Below are 13,458 nucleotides of genomic sequence, written 5' to 3' on the forward strand. Positions count from 1 at the left end.
TTACCTTTTTACCATTGTTTCAAATTGGACTTTGGTTTTTGCTATAAGCTTTCTCTCTTTTTCCCAGCTTTCTTCAATCTTTTTCTTTTCCTTACTCAAGAACCGGTAGAGTTTTTTCTTTAGGTTTTCCTCATCCGATTTAAAGATTGCTTCTAAGACAGCGACCGCAACAGCTTTTTCCTCTTCCTCTGCCAAAACCAAACCATAGCCCTCAATACCTTTATACTCTACCTCTGCTTCAAAGACCAGTGCCTCTCCCAAACAAAAATCTACACCAAAGCAATCTTTTGCCTTTATCATCAAACACCCAGGTTGTGGTCCCCTCTTTACCTTTACCTCCTCCATGGGCAAAATATTCAGAAGCCTTTTCAGGGCTCTTTTATCCATTTGAACAACCACTTCCCTGAAGTCCAGTTCCATCATACCAACCTCCTCCTCAGATAACCGGAAAAATAGTCTATGAGCACTAAGGTAAGTAGTATAACTAATATCATTACGGATACCTTTTCAAACTCAAGGAGTTTTATCCTCATCACAAGCTCAAAACCTATTCCCCCTGCCCCTACCACCCCCATTACGGTGGCAGCTCTTACGTTCCTGTCCAGTATGTAAAGATTGTAGCTATTGAAGAGTGGAAGGATCATGGGTATTACCGCATGTCTTATGGTCTGGGTTAGCCTGGCTCCTACAGCTTCTAAGGCTTCTATTGGTCTATAGTCCAAGTTCTCTATAGCTTCTGCGTAAAACTTAGACAAAAAGCCCGTCGTATGCAAGGCTATGGCCAAGACACCCGCAAAGGGACCAAGCCCCACTGCGCTAACAAAGATCAAAGCCATCACAAGTTCAGGTATAGCCCTCAAAAAGTTTGCTATTTCCCTTGCAACATTATTCACGAAGAAATTATTTATCAAATTTCTGGCCATAAGCATTCCCAAAGGAACGGACAGTAAAACCGCTATGGTTGTTCCGGTTATGCCGATAGCTACAGTTTCAAGCATGAGCAGGACGTAAGTTTTGAGCTCGCTAAAGTCAAATTTAAAAAACTCTCCAATCAAGGGCAGTAGATTTTTAAAACCTCTTACCAGCTCTGAAGTATCAATGGGTAAAAACTTCAAGGACACTAAGGCAACTATGATGGTAGATGCAAGTAGAATTAGGTCTTTGGTCTTTGTGTGGTAGGCCAAGAGCTTATACTGCTGTATATCTTCTCTTAGCTTGGCGGAAAGCCTGTCTATTAAGGAGATCACTAGCACTATCACTACAAGTATAGCTCCCACCTGAGGATAGTTAAAGGCTCTCATCTGGCTGTAAAGCTCAACTCCAAGGCCACCTGCTCCCACCACTCCTAAAACTATAGCCACTCTGATGTTGTGGTCTAAAAGGTATAGATTGTATCCAACGAAAAGGGGAAGTATCTGGGGTATTATGGCATGTCTAAAGACCGCAATGCTTCTGCTACCTGTAGATTGCAAAGCTTCCACGGGCTTTTGGTCTACGCTTTCTATTGCCTCCGAATAGAACTTGCCGAGAAGACCAACCGTAGAAATAGCAAGGGCTATAATTCCGGGCAAAGGTCCAACGCCAAAGGCTATAACCAAAATGAGTGCATAGAGAAGTTCTGGAATAGACCTTAAGAAATTCACCAGCCCGCGAAAGGTGTAATAAACAAGAAGGTTTGGTGAAGTGTTTCTGGCAGACAAAAAACCCACCGGAAGGGAAATAATGCTTCCTATTATGGTTCCCCAAAGACCTATGGCTACAGTCTGGAAAGTAAGATTTATTATGTTTTCCAGGTTACTAAACTGCGGTGGTATCATTTCCTCAATTAGAGCCAAGGAGTTGGAAAATCCCTCCACCAGGGCAAAGACGTCAAACTTTGAAAAGCTAAAGGAGTAGTAAAGGACTACTAAAAACAAGAGCCACCAAAGGTATTTGAAGGAAGGACTTGGAAGACTATACCTCAAAGTATACTTCCTCCAACTCTGTTTCGTAAAGCTCTCTTGCCATGTCTAAGCTAAAGTCTGACTGAGGTCCGTCAAAGTATAGCTTTCCATTCTTTAGTGCCACCACTCTGTTAAACTCTTGAACGTAGTAAAGATGATGAAGCACACAGATCAGGGTTATACCTTTTTCCGCACTTATTCTCAGAAGCAGGTTTATTATCTTTCTGCTTGTCCCTGGGTCTAAGTTGGAGATAGGTTCATCCGCAAGCAAGACCTCTGGGTCCTGCATAAGCGCCCTGGCTATGGCTACCCTTTGCTTTTGACCACCGCTCAGCCTATCTACTCTGGTGTATGCGTGGTCTGCAAGACCTACGTATTCCAAAAGATAGAGAGCCTTTTCTTTAACTTCCTTTGGGAAAAAGCCTATGCTGGTCATTAGATAATCTATTCCTTTGTCGTATTTACCCAAAGCTCCCATCATCACGTTTTCTAAAGCGGTCACCCTTTCCACGAGGTTAAACTGCTGGTAGATTTTCCCAATTCTTTTGCGGATGTTTCTTAGCATTTCCTTTTTGCTAAAATCCACCTTCGTACCATCAAAATAAAAGTCCCCCCCATCGGGGAGGACAAAGCCGTTGATAACTCTCAAAAGGGTAGTCTTACCAGACCCGCTTGGACCAATGAGGGCAAGGACCTCTCCTCTCTTGACCTGCAAGGAAACATCATCCAACACCTTCTTTTTACCAAAGCTTTTGTTTATGTTGTTAAGGAGCAGCATTCCTTGCACCTCCATTTACTTGCCCTTTTGAGCGTCTATAAACTTCTTCACTTCCTTTATAAGCGCATAGTCTTTATCTGAAACGAGCTTATATCCTACTATCCTTCCGTATCCTACCACCACATCCCTTGGTACTCTGGTGATAGACCTTCTGAGAGCTTCCTTGACGTTTTCTGGTAAGTCCTTTCTGTAAGCCATAGGAGGACCTGGTATTTCTGGAGACATCCATATAACCACGTTGTTCTCCTTTGTGATCTTGCCTTCCCTTAAGAGCTTGTCGTAGGTTATGTCGTTGTCAGCTACTATATCCAAAGTCTTTTTGAAGATTGCTAACTCCGCTGCGTCGTGGGTTCCAACAAAGCTTACACTCTTGAAGTATTCTTTGGGTTCAATGCCAGCCTTTGCCATGTAGTAGTAAGGGATAGCGTATCCAGAGGTGGATGCCGGGTCTGTGAAAGCAAATTTGAATTTCCCTTTGTGTTTTTCAAGCTTTTCCTTTAGGACTTTGATGCCACTTTCTCCTTCAAGGGGCTTGGTAATACCAAGAGCTTTTGCTACCTCTGGCGTTGCTACAAGATAAGATCTGTAGGTGGTCCTTCCCTTTTCATCAACTCCAACTGCAAAAGCTTCTGCACCCGCTCTCTCGTTTGCCAGCACATAAGAGAAAGCTCCAAACCACGCAAAATCCACCTTCTTAGCCCTCATAGCTTCAATAACTCCCGTGTAGTCAGTTGCTGTGAACATCTCAATGCACATCCCCATGTCCTTTTCCATCCACTCTTTCATAGGCTTGTAGCGCTCAATCATGGACTTAGGGTCCTCTGCAGGTATAAGACCCATTACCAAACACCTTTTCTCTGAGGCATAAGATGCACTCCACACAAGCGCACTCAAGAGGATTACAAGTAAGGTTCTAAGCATTTTCCTCATAGCTGTACCTCCTATAAATTTTTGCAAACATTTTAGGAGCCTTTTGTTAAGAAACTGTTAAGATTTAAAATGTTACTTATGAAAGCAAGGTTTCTCATTTTAATATTCACAGTTTTTTTAATAAGCTGTGCTTCTTCTACAAGTTCCTCTTTTACTCTCCTTCCAGAAAGAAAGGAAATAGAAATAGGACAAAGCTATATCCCGGTTGCCATAGAAGAGTTTGACGGCTTATACCCACAAGAAGAAGTTCAAGATTACATCAGCAAATTAGGAAATACTCTGGTAAAGCACACCTACAGAAGACTGCCTTACAAGTTTTACTTGGTAAATTCGGAGCAAGTTAATGCCTTTGCTCTTCCTGGAGGACCTGTCTTTATAACAAGAGGACTACTTTTGGAGCTTGAAAACGAAAGCCAATTGGTGGGTGTTTTGGGTCACGAACTTGGACACATAAACGCAAGACACCATGCGAGATTTCTTGAAAAGATGGTGGCTTTAAACATTCTTTTGGGAATAGGTTCTGTATTGCTTTCGGACAAACCCTATGGACAAGCTCTCATACAGTTTGGTCAAATAGGAGGAATGCTTTTAGCTCTCAAGTTTAGCAGAGACCAAGAAAGGGAAGCGGATAAACTTGGTATAGAATTTACCATAAAAGCTGGATATGATCCAAACGGTTTAATAGAGGTGTTTCACATATTCAAAAGATTAGAGAAAAATAGGCTCCCGGAGTGGTTATCTACCCACCCACTTCCCGAAAGCAGAATAAAGGAAAATACACAGTTTATAAAGTCCCTATCTATTTCCGGGACGCTGATTAAGGATAGTGAAGAATTTCACAAGATAAGAAGAGCAGTTCTAAGCACAAAACCCTCCTTTGAAGAGTTCAGCAGAGGAAAGAAACTTTACCAAGAGGGGAATAAGGACTTGGCTTACAGGCACTTTTTGAAATCTGTAGAACTTTGGGAAAGAAACTATGTAGCGATGCTTTATCTATCTCTGATACTGTTGGAATATGGGAAATTAGACGAGTCTTTTAAATACGCAAACAGGGCTTATGCAACCGTTCCCAATGTGTTCTCTACCAACTACGTAATGGGACTTGTTCAATTCAAAAGAGGGCAATACAGAGAATCTATTAGATACCTCGAAGAAGCTCGCAGGCTAATACCAAATAATCCAGACGTTTATTACTACTTGGGAAGAAACTGGGAAGCTTTGGGAGACAGGCGGAAGGCTTTTGAGAACTACAAAACGGCGGTTGAGCTTTCTGGCGGAAAAAGGCCGTGGGAATTGGATGCAAGGGAAAGGTTGAAGAGGTTGTAATTTAGGTTATATTTTAATATTATGAAATTTTTAACCATAATTTTAACCTTGAGCCTTCTTCTTTTTTCCTGCAAAAGAGCGCACGAGTTTCATGGTCACTTTTACGATGCACCAGCCTATGACTTTGAGCTAACTTCTCAAGAAGGTAAAAGGGTAAAGCTATCTGATTTTCTAAAAGAAAACAAGTTAGTTTTGCTCTTTTTTGGCTATACATTCTGTCCTGATGTTTGCCCCACTGCCCTGACAACCTTGGCAAACACTATGAAAGAGCTAAGCGAAAAGGAAAGGGAAAGGGTTCAGGTGATCTTTATAAGCGTAGATCCAGAAAGGGACAAACCCGAAGTGCTTAAAAGTTATGTTCCCTTTTTCTATCCAACTTTTATAGGACTTACTGGCTCTCCAGAAGAAATAGAAAGGACAGCGAGGGAATACAAAGCCTACTACAGAAAAGTGGAAGGGCAGTCTGAGGGTGGCTATCTTGTGGATCATACCGCTACCATTTACCTTATAACTCCGGACAAGAAAATAAAGCTTCTTTACACTGAGTCTAAGCAGGATCCAGAAAAGATGGCGGAGGATATAAAATACCTTCTGAAAAGCTTTTAAGGGAAATCTTTGAAAGAAACGGTTTTTATCTGACGGAAGAGAAATTAGAAAAATTTTCCATTTATCTTGAACAGCTAAAAAGGTGGAACAAGATTCACAACTTGACCGCCATAGAAGATCCAAAAGAGATAGCCATCAGACACTTTTTAGACTCTTTGACTCTCACGCTCTGTTTTAAGGAAAAGGAAGTAAAGGTTGAAGGTAAGACTTTTTGCGATGTGGGAAGTGGTGCGGGCTTTCCTGGTGTCCCCCTGAGCATATACTACGGAGAAACCTTAGATATAACATTGATAGAGTCTGTTTCAAAGAAGTGTGCGTTTTTGGAGTTCTTAAGAGCTCACTTAGACCTAAACTACAAGGTCCTTTGCAAAAGGGCAGAGAGCTTAAACCAGCAGTTTGATTATGCCTTATGCAGAGCCTTGGGAAAACTGGAAGATATAAAACCTATGCTTTTGACCTTAGCTAAGGAAGGCGTGTTTATCATGAAAGGAAAAGAAATACCAAAAGGATACGATTATTGCAGAATAACTCTGAGGGACATAAAAGACAGTTACATTATCTTCATACCAAAGATCAGGTAGCCTGTATGGGCTACCATCCTATCCTCTGGTCTTAGTCTTTCGTAGACGGGTTTATAATTTCTGAGAAGAATTTCCAAAACCTCAAGCCCACCAAATAACCCTTCCGCCTCTTTTAAAAGCTGGGAAACTTGGTTGGTGGTTGGTAGCAAAAATCCACAGACTGCTCCCCTTTTTAGGACCTTATGCACCTTTTCCAGATAGTGCCAAGGTTCCCTCACATCCACAAAGCACGCATCAAAGGACTCTTCTTGAACCTCTGCCTCCGCAAAGTCCATGTTTATAGCTTCCACGTTCTTACACAGTCCAAAAGTCTCCCAATTTTTCAAAGCGTTTTTGTAGAACTCCTGAGATACTTCGTAAGCTATTACTTTGCCAGCCAATTGGGAAAGCACAGCGGTAAGGGCACCACTTCCTATTCCAAATTCCAAAACGGTTGAGCTTTTGTCTATGCCAAGTTTAAAGGCTATGTAAAAGGCATCCTTTGGATAAATTATTTGGGTTTTCCTTTTGAAGCCGTAAAGTATTATGCTTTCTAAGGTGGGCTTAAGGAGGTAAAAATCTCCAACCTTTGAACCGTATTCCTTTCCTACAATTTGTTCAAACTTTAAGGTTTTCTTTCCGTAGTTTATGCTAAAACCCTTTGTAAGCCTTTTCAAAAACCTCTTGTCTTCAATTTGGATTAAAACAAAGTCCCCTTCTTGGATTTGCATTACCTTCTTATTTCAAACACCATGGGGATCAAAAGGGAGTATCCCATCTGTTGCCAATGGGCTATTTCTGTAATTGCCGAAGGCACAGTTTCCACAAAGGGATAAAGATCCTTTATCTTTGTGTTCTTTGGCGAACACCTCCAATTCTCTACCGTGAGAGACCACCACTATGTCAATGTCTTCAAGGTTGAAGTTGTAAGGCGGATTGGTTAAAACGAATATAACATTTGAGATCCAACCAAGGGCAGGTCTTAACTTTTCTGGATGGTCCAAGAAAAGCTCATAAACTACCCTAAAGGGTTTTTTGTATTCCGTCTGAACAAACTTAGCTTCCTCTGTTGCAAAGGCGAAGGTAAAAAAGATGAGAAAACTTAAAAATGCCTTCAGCATAGAGAATAAATTTAATCCTAATCATGCGTGTTGCGGTTGGTATGAGCGGTGGTGTGGATAGCAGTGTTAGTGCTCTTCTTCTGAAAGAAAGAGGCTATGAAGTTATAGGCATTACTCTGAGGTTTCACAAAGAGGTGTGCGATGAACTCAGGGTTTGCTGTTCTCCAAAGGACGTGCAGGATGCGGTTAAGGTTTCCCAAAGGCTTGGTATTCCGCACCTTACCTTAGATTGGGAAAAACTCTTTGAGGAAAAGGTAATAGCTCCTTTTGTTAAAGCACATATGGAAGGTAAAACGCCCAATCCCTGTGCTGTGTGCAATAGGGATGTAAAAACAGGCTTTCTTGCAAGATACCTAAGACAAGTGGCGCTTATAGATAAACTGGCAACAGGACATTATGCCAAGATTGTAGATTACAAAGGAAGGAAATTAATTGCAAGGGCTAAGGACTTAAAAAGGGATCAATCTTACTTTATGGCTCTTTTGAGGGAAGAAGACATAGAGCTTTTGGAATTCCCGTTGGGAGATTTGACAAAGGAAGAGGTTAGAGCTTTGGCAGTCAAATACGGGCTTGAGGTAGCCCAAAAACCGGACTCTCAGGATGTTTGCTTTTTGATGGGGAAAGATGTAGGCACTTTTTTGATGGATAGGGTGGGGAAAAGAGAGGGAGTGTTTATCTACAAAGGAAAGGTTGTAGGAAAACACGACGGTTTTTACAAATACACTATAGGTCAAAGAAAGGGCTTAGGGGTTGCCCTTGGAAAGCCAGTGTATGTTGTTGGTTTAGACCCAGAAAAAAATGTAGTATGGCTCGGAGAGGAAGAAGCTCTGTATCGGGATTGGCTTATTTTAAGGGACTTAAACTTTCACCTTCCTTTATCTATGTGGGACAGGCCAAAAGCTCAGGTGAGGTATAGGAACACTCCCGTTGGCGTTAAGCACATAAAAAAGTTAGAAGATGGAAGATACAAAGTCTTTTTTGAAGAAAAGGTTAGAGGAATAACACCAGGTCAGGTTTGTGCCTTCTATGAGGAAGACGTGCTTATTGCAGGTGGAATAATAGAGGAATAAATTTATAAGCAATGGAAAAGGAAAGAGAGGAGTTGAAGGTGGAAAGCTTGGAACAAGAAGTAAAGGAAATGAGGGAAGAGGTAAGAAAAATCTTTGAACTGCTATTGCCACCAAAAGAAGTAAGAAGGGAAATAATGAAGAATCTATACACCATTGAGCTGTCTGTTCTGAAGATTTTCAAAACCCTTTTGGACTACAAAACTCAGGAGCTTGAGAAGAAGATAGAGGGCAAGGAGGAAGTCAAGAAGGAAAAGGTAAAAAGGATACAAGTGGAATAAAAATCCAATGATTATCTCAAAGTTTTGTCTAATATGAGCTCCTTTTCCTCTTGGTGTGAAAGTTTTCTGTGAATGATTACCCTTATGCTTTCTGAGTCCTCTGGTATATCTAACTCTAAGGGTTTTCCATACTCAAGGGCTGTTTTTGCCTGTGCAGAAAGAAGTTTTCTTATGGTTTTTTGTCCTTCGGATGTGTTGGCGACAACGGTTATGTAAAGCTTTGGGTCTCCTTGGTCTGCGGTGGGAAGGTTGTGAGGCACTCCCACGTTAGTTATGTAAAGTTTGTCTTTCTTAACTTCAAGCCTTAGGTCCTCTGGCTTTGCCTTCAAAGCTGGAAACTCGTGGGAGTGTCTGGGTTTGGATAGGTGGAAAAGGTGAAAGGGGAATTTTTGAATAAGGTCCTTTTTACCAAGGCTTGGCATGTGACAATCTTGACAGCTTTTTTGTATGCCGGTAGCTTGCCATTGTTTGAAGGTTTCTTGATGACAACCTGCACAAAAGTTGGACTTTGTATAGCTTATGTCCTGCTTTGAAGGATGGGGAGGGGACCAAACTTTTAACGGTCCATGCATAGCCTTAGTTTCCTCCTTAAAGTGACAGGCTACACAACCAATACCATCCTCTTTGAACTCCACTCTAAGAACTGGCTCTTTGTCTGGGTCCACCTGGTGGGGAGCGTGACAGGAAAGACACTTGTTCTTAGTGTAGTTTTCAGACTCTAACCTAAAGTGTTCGCTTATCCAAGCCTTGGCGTGTCTGCTGTTTTTCCATTCTTCAAAGATTTCCCTATGACAATCAGAACATCTTTTAGCCTCCGGTCTTTGCAAAAGGTCCTCTTCCCTTGCTATCTCCTCAAACTTTTCACAGCCAAAAAGAAAAAACAGCAGGAAAACGAAAATCATTTTCTAAAAGCTTCCTGCACCATGGCAGGCACAAGGTGGGTGTTGTGGCATCTGCTGCAAGATTGGCCTATTACAGCCATAGCCTTAAATATGGCATCCCTGTTTGGTTGTGGTTCTTTAAGCAGTCTTTCTATGGATGATAGAGCTTCTTCGTGCGCCTTGTTAAAGATAATCTGTTCGGATGCTTTGTTTGTATGACACTTAGAGCAAACCGCTCGACTACCCTTAACTCTTTCCACAAAAGCTTCACCCGCTTCCCTTGCCTTTTGCACATCCCCTTGAATTAAAAAGATCCTCAGAGCTTTCATAGAGTCTGACATCTTCCTCATATAATCTTTGGAGCTCAGCTGAGAAAATTCCACCGGATCCTCCATTTTTAGGTTAGCAAAGGGTGGATAATGATAAACGAGCTTAACCGCTATTTGGTTATCTGCATGGCATTTTTGACAGGTTTGTCCAAGATCCTGTGAGATTTTTAAAACCTGATCTATGTTCTTAGCCTGCACTGCCTTTACCAACTGGTCTGCCAAAGCAGGCTTGAAATACTGCTTCCACTCTGGAACCATGTTTTGAGCTCTACTGTATGCATCTTTTAGTCTGTTTGCCCATTCTAAAGCCTTGTCCCATTTACCTTCGTTTATGTTCAACCTAATGCCATAAAAAGCACCGCTCATTTCGTGCATTACACCAACATACTCAAACTTATTGGACTGGGGAGGATAGTATTTTCCCAAAGAAGTCGGTGGTTTTTTTAAGATTATCTGATCTGCGCCAAAGGCAATACCAAAAAATACCATGCTAAAGAAAAGTTTTTTCATGGCTTAACCTCCCTTTCTTCTAAGAAAAAATATAATTCAACAGAAAACAAATGTTGGAACAACAGCAGGTGGTTATAATAAAAGCTAAATGTATATTAAAAAGCTTAAAAACCTTCAGGGTAAGCCAAGTTCCTGTGAGGCAGTCGATGGAAGGAATTCTAAGCAGGAGCTGGTAAAAGCCAGCCAAAGTGCCTGGCATTCCTTCCCTTTTCTTGGGAAGGTTCTACCAAGGGACCTTTTCCCTTTTCCGCTTGTGCTTGTGGAAGCCCTGTGGGATAGGGCTAACAGCAGTTCTTTGATTTTCTACTCAAACCATGTTATGTTTATCTATGTGGATAGGAGTTAAAAAATGAAAGAGCAAATCCTTAGCTATGAGCTAACTCTTCCACAAAGAATTTATCCCCACCTTGATAGGCTTTTTTCTGTCTTTAAAAACCAAGTTAATTCCTACATCCCAAAACTATGGAACGAAAAAGGTTTTAAGCTTTTGTCCCAAAAGGGCTCTGCTGTGGGAATTTTGAAAAAAGCATTCCCTACTCCTGAAGGCATCCCTTCAAGAGTCTTTAGAAACGTCCTTGAGCTAACAGGACAAATCATCAGAAGTCAGATAGAAAGAAAAGAAGTGTTTGAGAAGTTGCTGAAGGGAGAAGAAGTCAAAGGCTACAGCAAAAACTTAGTTTTAAACATCCAAAGACAGATAGAAAACCTTAGAAAGAAAGGAGAAGAAGTTAATTGCTATTTTAACTTTCCCTATCCAGAGTTTGACGGTCAAATAGTTATTACTTCTGCAGATGACAACCTTGAAAAAGGACAGTTTAGAAGGTTAAAGCTCTCAGGAAACTTTTTAGAGTTCAGCATAAAGGTTCTTACGCAAAAAGGTTGGGAATGGATAAGTGTTAAGAAGCTTATTCCTGAAAGACTTAGAAGAGCTTTAATGAAGGCTAAGGAAGTTAAAGCGGTGTTGATAAAAAAGGTCTTGCTAAAAAGTGGATACCACATCTACAGGCTTGTTATTCCTTTAAGTTTTGAAGTAAAAGAGCCTGAAAAAGTAGAGAGAGTATTAGCCTTAGACCTTTCACCTTCAGAGAAAAGGCTTGGAACTGCAGTATTGGTAGAAGGAGAGAAAGTCTCCAAACCTTTGTTTTTTAAAACGCAAATGTTAAGAAAAGTAGAGAGACTACACTTTGAAGTGTCAAACCTTGAGAGAAAGATAGACAACATCTACAATCGCATAGAAAATACAGCTTGTAAGCGAGAAAAAGAAAGGCTTTGGAAAAGGCTAAGACACTTGTTTGCCGAGCAGAAACTAAGACAGAGAAAGATAAAGCAGTTAAGAAAAGAAATACTTGAGACTTTTACCAATTTTGTCATAGCACACGCAAAGGTTTATGATTGTCAAGCCATAGTGATAGAAGACCTAAGCTTCAAAGAAGTTCCACAGTGGAAGGACAAGAAAGCTTTAAGAAGATTTAGCCAATGGTTTTATTCAAGGTTTGCAAGCAGGCTTGAAGAGAAGGCAAGGCTTTACAACTTAAAAGTCATAAAAGTAAATCCCGCACATACGTCAAGAGTTTGTCATAAGTGTGGTAAGGAAGGTCAGGTAGAAGGATTAGTTTTTAAGTGTTCTTGTGGGACATACGATAGAGATTACAATGCAAGCGTTAATATAGCATTTCGCCTGACAGAAGTAGAGGGTATTCCAGGCAGGTTTCCGTCCCGTCTTCCGCAGGTGGAATGGAAGGCTCTTTTAAGCTTTATCTCTTTCTCAAAACTTCTTGCTTGGCTTCGGATAGTTGAAACTTCTCAGCTCAAACTCAAAAAACTACTCAAGTGGGTAGGTTCGGATAAGTATGGTTAAGGAAAATGGGACGGTAAAGAGGATATCCCAATGAGGAATTTTTCGAACAGCCTCATAAAAAAGCTTAGGATTGAAGACCTAATCTTGGGATCCATAGTCGCACTTGCACTGTTTTATCCCATAATAATTGCGGTAATCATCTATAAATCTGAGTCTCGCAGTTCAGATGAGCGTTTGAAACTTATTGTGGAATACCTTCAAAGTGAAGACTGTAAGAAACATCCTGTAAAGAAGCTAACGGAGGTTTGCAAGAAAATAAAAAAAGAGGGCTATAGTCCGAGAGATTCAAAGATAGAAAAGGACAAAGCAATACTCGTTTACGGGAAAAAGGTTAAAGGTTTAGAAAAAAAGCTTGTGATAGAAATAAACTTTGAAGGAGACGAAATAGCTTCTTTAAGTTATGAAGAAAGGGATTGATATTGGCGGATCTTTCATAAAGGTCCTTTGGGAGGATGGAAGGCGGGAAAAGGTCTATGTAAGGGATGTATCTCAAAACAAAGAGGCTTTTGTTGAAAAACTGAGGGAAATTATAAGGGAAGGGAATCCTACAAAGGCAGGTATAGCGGTAGCTGGTTTTACTTCTTTAGAAGGTGTGGTCTATAGGTCTCCAAACATACCTGCATTGGACGGGGTTGATATAAAGAGGATCCTTTTAGAAGAAGGCATAAGCGGAATAGTGCTAAATGATGTAAGCGCTGGTGCCTTTGGAGAGTGGTATTACGATCACAGGGACAGTAAAAACCTTCTTTTTGTAGCCATAGGCACAGGTTTGGGGGCTGGTTTTGTTTGCGAAGGGGAAGTTTTTTTAGGCAGTTGTGGAAGCGCTTTAGAACTTGGGCATCACATAGTGGAGAAAGATGGAGAGCTTTGCAGTTGTGGAAGGCGTGGATGTTTGGAAGCTTACTGTTCTTCTTACGGATTGGAAAGGATATACAAAAAGCTCTCTGGGGAAAGCTTAAAAGACTATCAGATAGTGTTAAGGGCAAAGGAAGGAGACCAAAGGGCATTGGAGGCTATAAAGACCTTTAAGGACTACCTTACCATAGGCTTGATGAACGCCATTCATATACTAAACCCAGATAGGGTAGTTTTGGGAGGCGGGCTTATACAACAGCTCAGAGAGTTTATGGATGATTTGGAAACTCGTCTGAGGGGAACCGTGGAAACATTACCTTCTCAATGCTTTAAGCTTAGCTTTTCCAAGTGCGGTGAATTCTGCATGGCAAGGGGGGCTTTAGCTTTGACCTTAATGGACGATAGATAAACCT

17 protein-coding genes are annotated in these 13,458 nt (G+C 41.1%); 9 read left to right on the forward strand and 8 right to left on the reverse strand.

Annotation, left to right across the window (positions count from 1 at the left end; all coding sequences use genetic code 11):
• Genes K217_RS0102105 through phnD form a run of 4 tightly spaced genes read right to left on the reverse strand, consistent with a single transcriptional unit; the run spans window position 1 to window position 3,651 of the window.
• Window positions 1–423: a phosphonate C-P lyase system protein PhnG gene (locus K217_RS0102105; RefSeq protein WP_029551480.1), complete on the reverse strand. Its 423-nt coding sequence runs from the start codon at window positions 421–423 to the stop codon at window positions 1–3.
• Entirely contained in the window at window positions 420–1,964 is a 1,545-nt protein-coding gene (phnE, locus tag K217_RS0102110) for a phosphonate ABC transporter, permease protein PhnE (protein ID WP_029551481.1), read from the reverse strand. Before phnE ends, K217_RS0102105 begins: the two co-directional genes overlap by 4 nt.
• Window positions 1,954–2,721: a phosphonate ABC transporter ATP-binding protein gene (gene phnC / locus K217_RS0102115; protein WP_197017588.1), complete on the reverse strand. Its 768-nt coding sequence runs from the start codon at window positions 2,719–2,721 to the stop codon at window positions 1,954–1,956. Before phnC ends, phnE begins: the two co-directional genes overlap by 11 nt.
• 15 nt (window positions 2,722–2,736) lie before the next feature.
• On the reverse strand, window positions 2,737–3,651 hold the full coding sequence (phnD, locus tag K217_RS0102120; protein ID WP_081820014.1) for a phosphonate ABC transporter substrate-binding protein: 915 nt from the start codon (window positions 3,649–3,651) through the stop codon (window positions 2,737–2,739).
• 78 nt (window positions 3,652–3,729) lie between these two features.
• On the opposite strand from phnD, the gene K217_RS0102125 reads away from it, so the two are divergent.
• Genes K217_RS0102125 through rsmG form a run of 3 tightly spaced genes read left to right on the forward strand, consistent with a single transcriptional unit; the run spans window position 3,730 to window position 6,164 of the window.
• Window positions 3,730–4,977, forward strand: a complete 1,248-nt coding sequence (locus tag K217_RS0102125) for a M48 family metalloprotease (protein WP_029551484.1) — start codon at window positions 3,730–3,732, stop codon at window positions 4,975–4,977.
• 21 nt (window positions 4,978–4,998) lie between these two features.
• Window positions 4,999–5,583 (forward strand): SCO family protein, encoded by a 585-nt coding sequence (locus K217_RS0102130; RefSeq protein WP_029551485.1) that lies wholly within the window; start codon window positions 4,999–5,001, stop codon window positions 5,581–5,583.
• 29 nt (window positions 5,584–5,612) lie between these two features.
• The gene (gene rsmG, locus K217_RS0102135; protein ID WP_255326810.1) at window positions 5,613–6,164 is read left to right on the forward strand and encodes a 16S rRNA (guanine(527)-N(7))-methyltransferase RsmG; all 552 of its coding nucleotides are present in this window, start codon (window positions 5,613–5,615) and stop codon (window positions 6,162–6,164) included.
• Here the strand turns inward: rsmG and K217_RS0102140 are convergent.
• Window positions 6,134–6,874 carry a tRNA (adenine-N1)-methyltransferase gene (locus K217_RS0102140; protein ID WP_029551487.1) on the reverse strand — a complete coding sequence of 247 codons (741 nt, stop codon included), beginning with the start codon at window positions 6,872–6,874 and terminating at the stop codon, window positions 6,134–6,136. The two genes, rsmG and K217_RS0102140, sit on opposite strands and share 31 nt — an antisense overlap.
• Window positions 6,875–6,886: 12 nt before the next feature.
• Complete coding sequence (locus K217_RS07440) at window positions 6,887–7,264, reverse strand: hypothetical protein (protein ID WP_231476973.1); 378 nt, start codon at window positions 7,262–7,264, stop codon at window positions 6,887–6,889.
• Between the two features lie 23 nt (window positions 7,265–7,287).
• Between K217_RS07440 and mnmA the strand changes: the two genes are divergently transcribed.
• Together mnmA and K217_RS0102155 are read left to right on the forward strand one after the other, a co-directional pair.
• Complete coding sequence (gene mnmA, locus K217_RS0102150; RefSeq protein WP_029551488.1) at window positions 7,288–8,334, forward strand: tRNA 2-thiouridine(34) synthase MnmA; 1,047 nt, start codon at window positions 7,288–7,290, stop codon at window positions 8,332–8,334.
• Between the two features lie 11 nt (window positions 8,335–8,345).
• Complete coding sequence (locus K217_RS0102155) at window positions 8,346–8,612, forward strand: hypothetical protein (protein ID WP_029551489.1); 267 nt, start codon at window positions 8,346–8,348, stop codon at window positions 8,610–8,612.
• Between the two features lie 11 nt (window positions 8,613–8,623).
• On the opposite strand, the gene K217_RS0102160 is transcribed toward K217_RS0102155, so the two are convergent.
• A complete protein-coding gene (locus K217_RS0102160; protein ID WP_029551490.1) occupies window positions 8,624–9,514 on the reverse strand; it encodes a multiheme c-type cytochrome in 891 nt (296 codons plus the stop codon).
• Window positions 9,511–10,332 (reverse strand): hypothetical protein, encoded by an 822-nt coding sequence (locus K217_RS0102165; RefSeq protein ID WP_029551491.1) that lies wholly within the window; start codon window positions 10,330–10,332, stop codon window positions 9,511–9,513. Before K217_RS0102165 ends, K217_RS0102160 begins: the two co-directional genes overlap by 4 nt.
• A gap of 88 nt (window positions 10,333–10,420) precedes the next feature.
• Between K217_RS0102165 and K217_RS0102170 the strand changes: the two genes are divergently transcribed.
• Genes K217_RS0102170 through K217_RS0102185 form a run of 4 tightly spaced genes read left to right on the forward strand, consistent with a single transcriptional unit; the run spans window position 10,421 to window position 13,454 of the window.
• The gene (locus K217_RS0102170) at window positions 10,421–10,678 is read left to right on the forward strand and encodes a hypothetical protein (protein ID WP_029551492.1); all 258 of its coding nucleotides are present in this window, start codon (window positions 10,421–10,423) and stop codon (window positions 10,676–10,678) included.
• Between the two features lie 3 nt (window positions 10,679–10,681).
• The gene (locus K217_RS0102175; protein WP_029551493.1) at window positions 10,682–12,190 is read left to right on the forward strand and encodes a zinc ribbon domain-containing protein; all 1,509 of its coding nucleotides are present in this window, start codon (window positions 10,682–10,684) and stop codon (window positions 12,188–12,190) included.
• A gap of 30 nt (window positions 12,191–12,220) precedes the next feature.
• Window positions 12,221–12,607, forward strand: coding sequence for a hypothetical protein (locus K217_RS0102180; protein WP_029551494.1), 387 nt, complete (start codon window positions 12,221–12,223; stop codon window positions 12,605–12,607).
• Window positions 12,591–13,454 (forward strand): ROK family protein, encoded by an 864-nt coding sequence (locus K217_RS0102185; RefSeq protein WP_029551495.1) that lies wholly within the window; start codon window positions 12,591–12,593, stop codon window positions 13,452–13,454. Before K217_RS0102180 ends, K217_RS0102185 begins: the two co-directional genes overlap by 17 nt.
• Window positions 13,455–13,458 lie beyond the last annotated feature (4 nt).

The organism is Thermocrinis jamiesonii (assembly GCF_000702425.1).
GTDB classification, from domain to species: Bacteria; Aquificota; Aquificia; order Aquificales; family Aquificaceae; genus Thermocrinis; species Thermocrinis jamiesonii.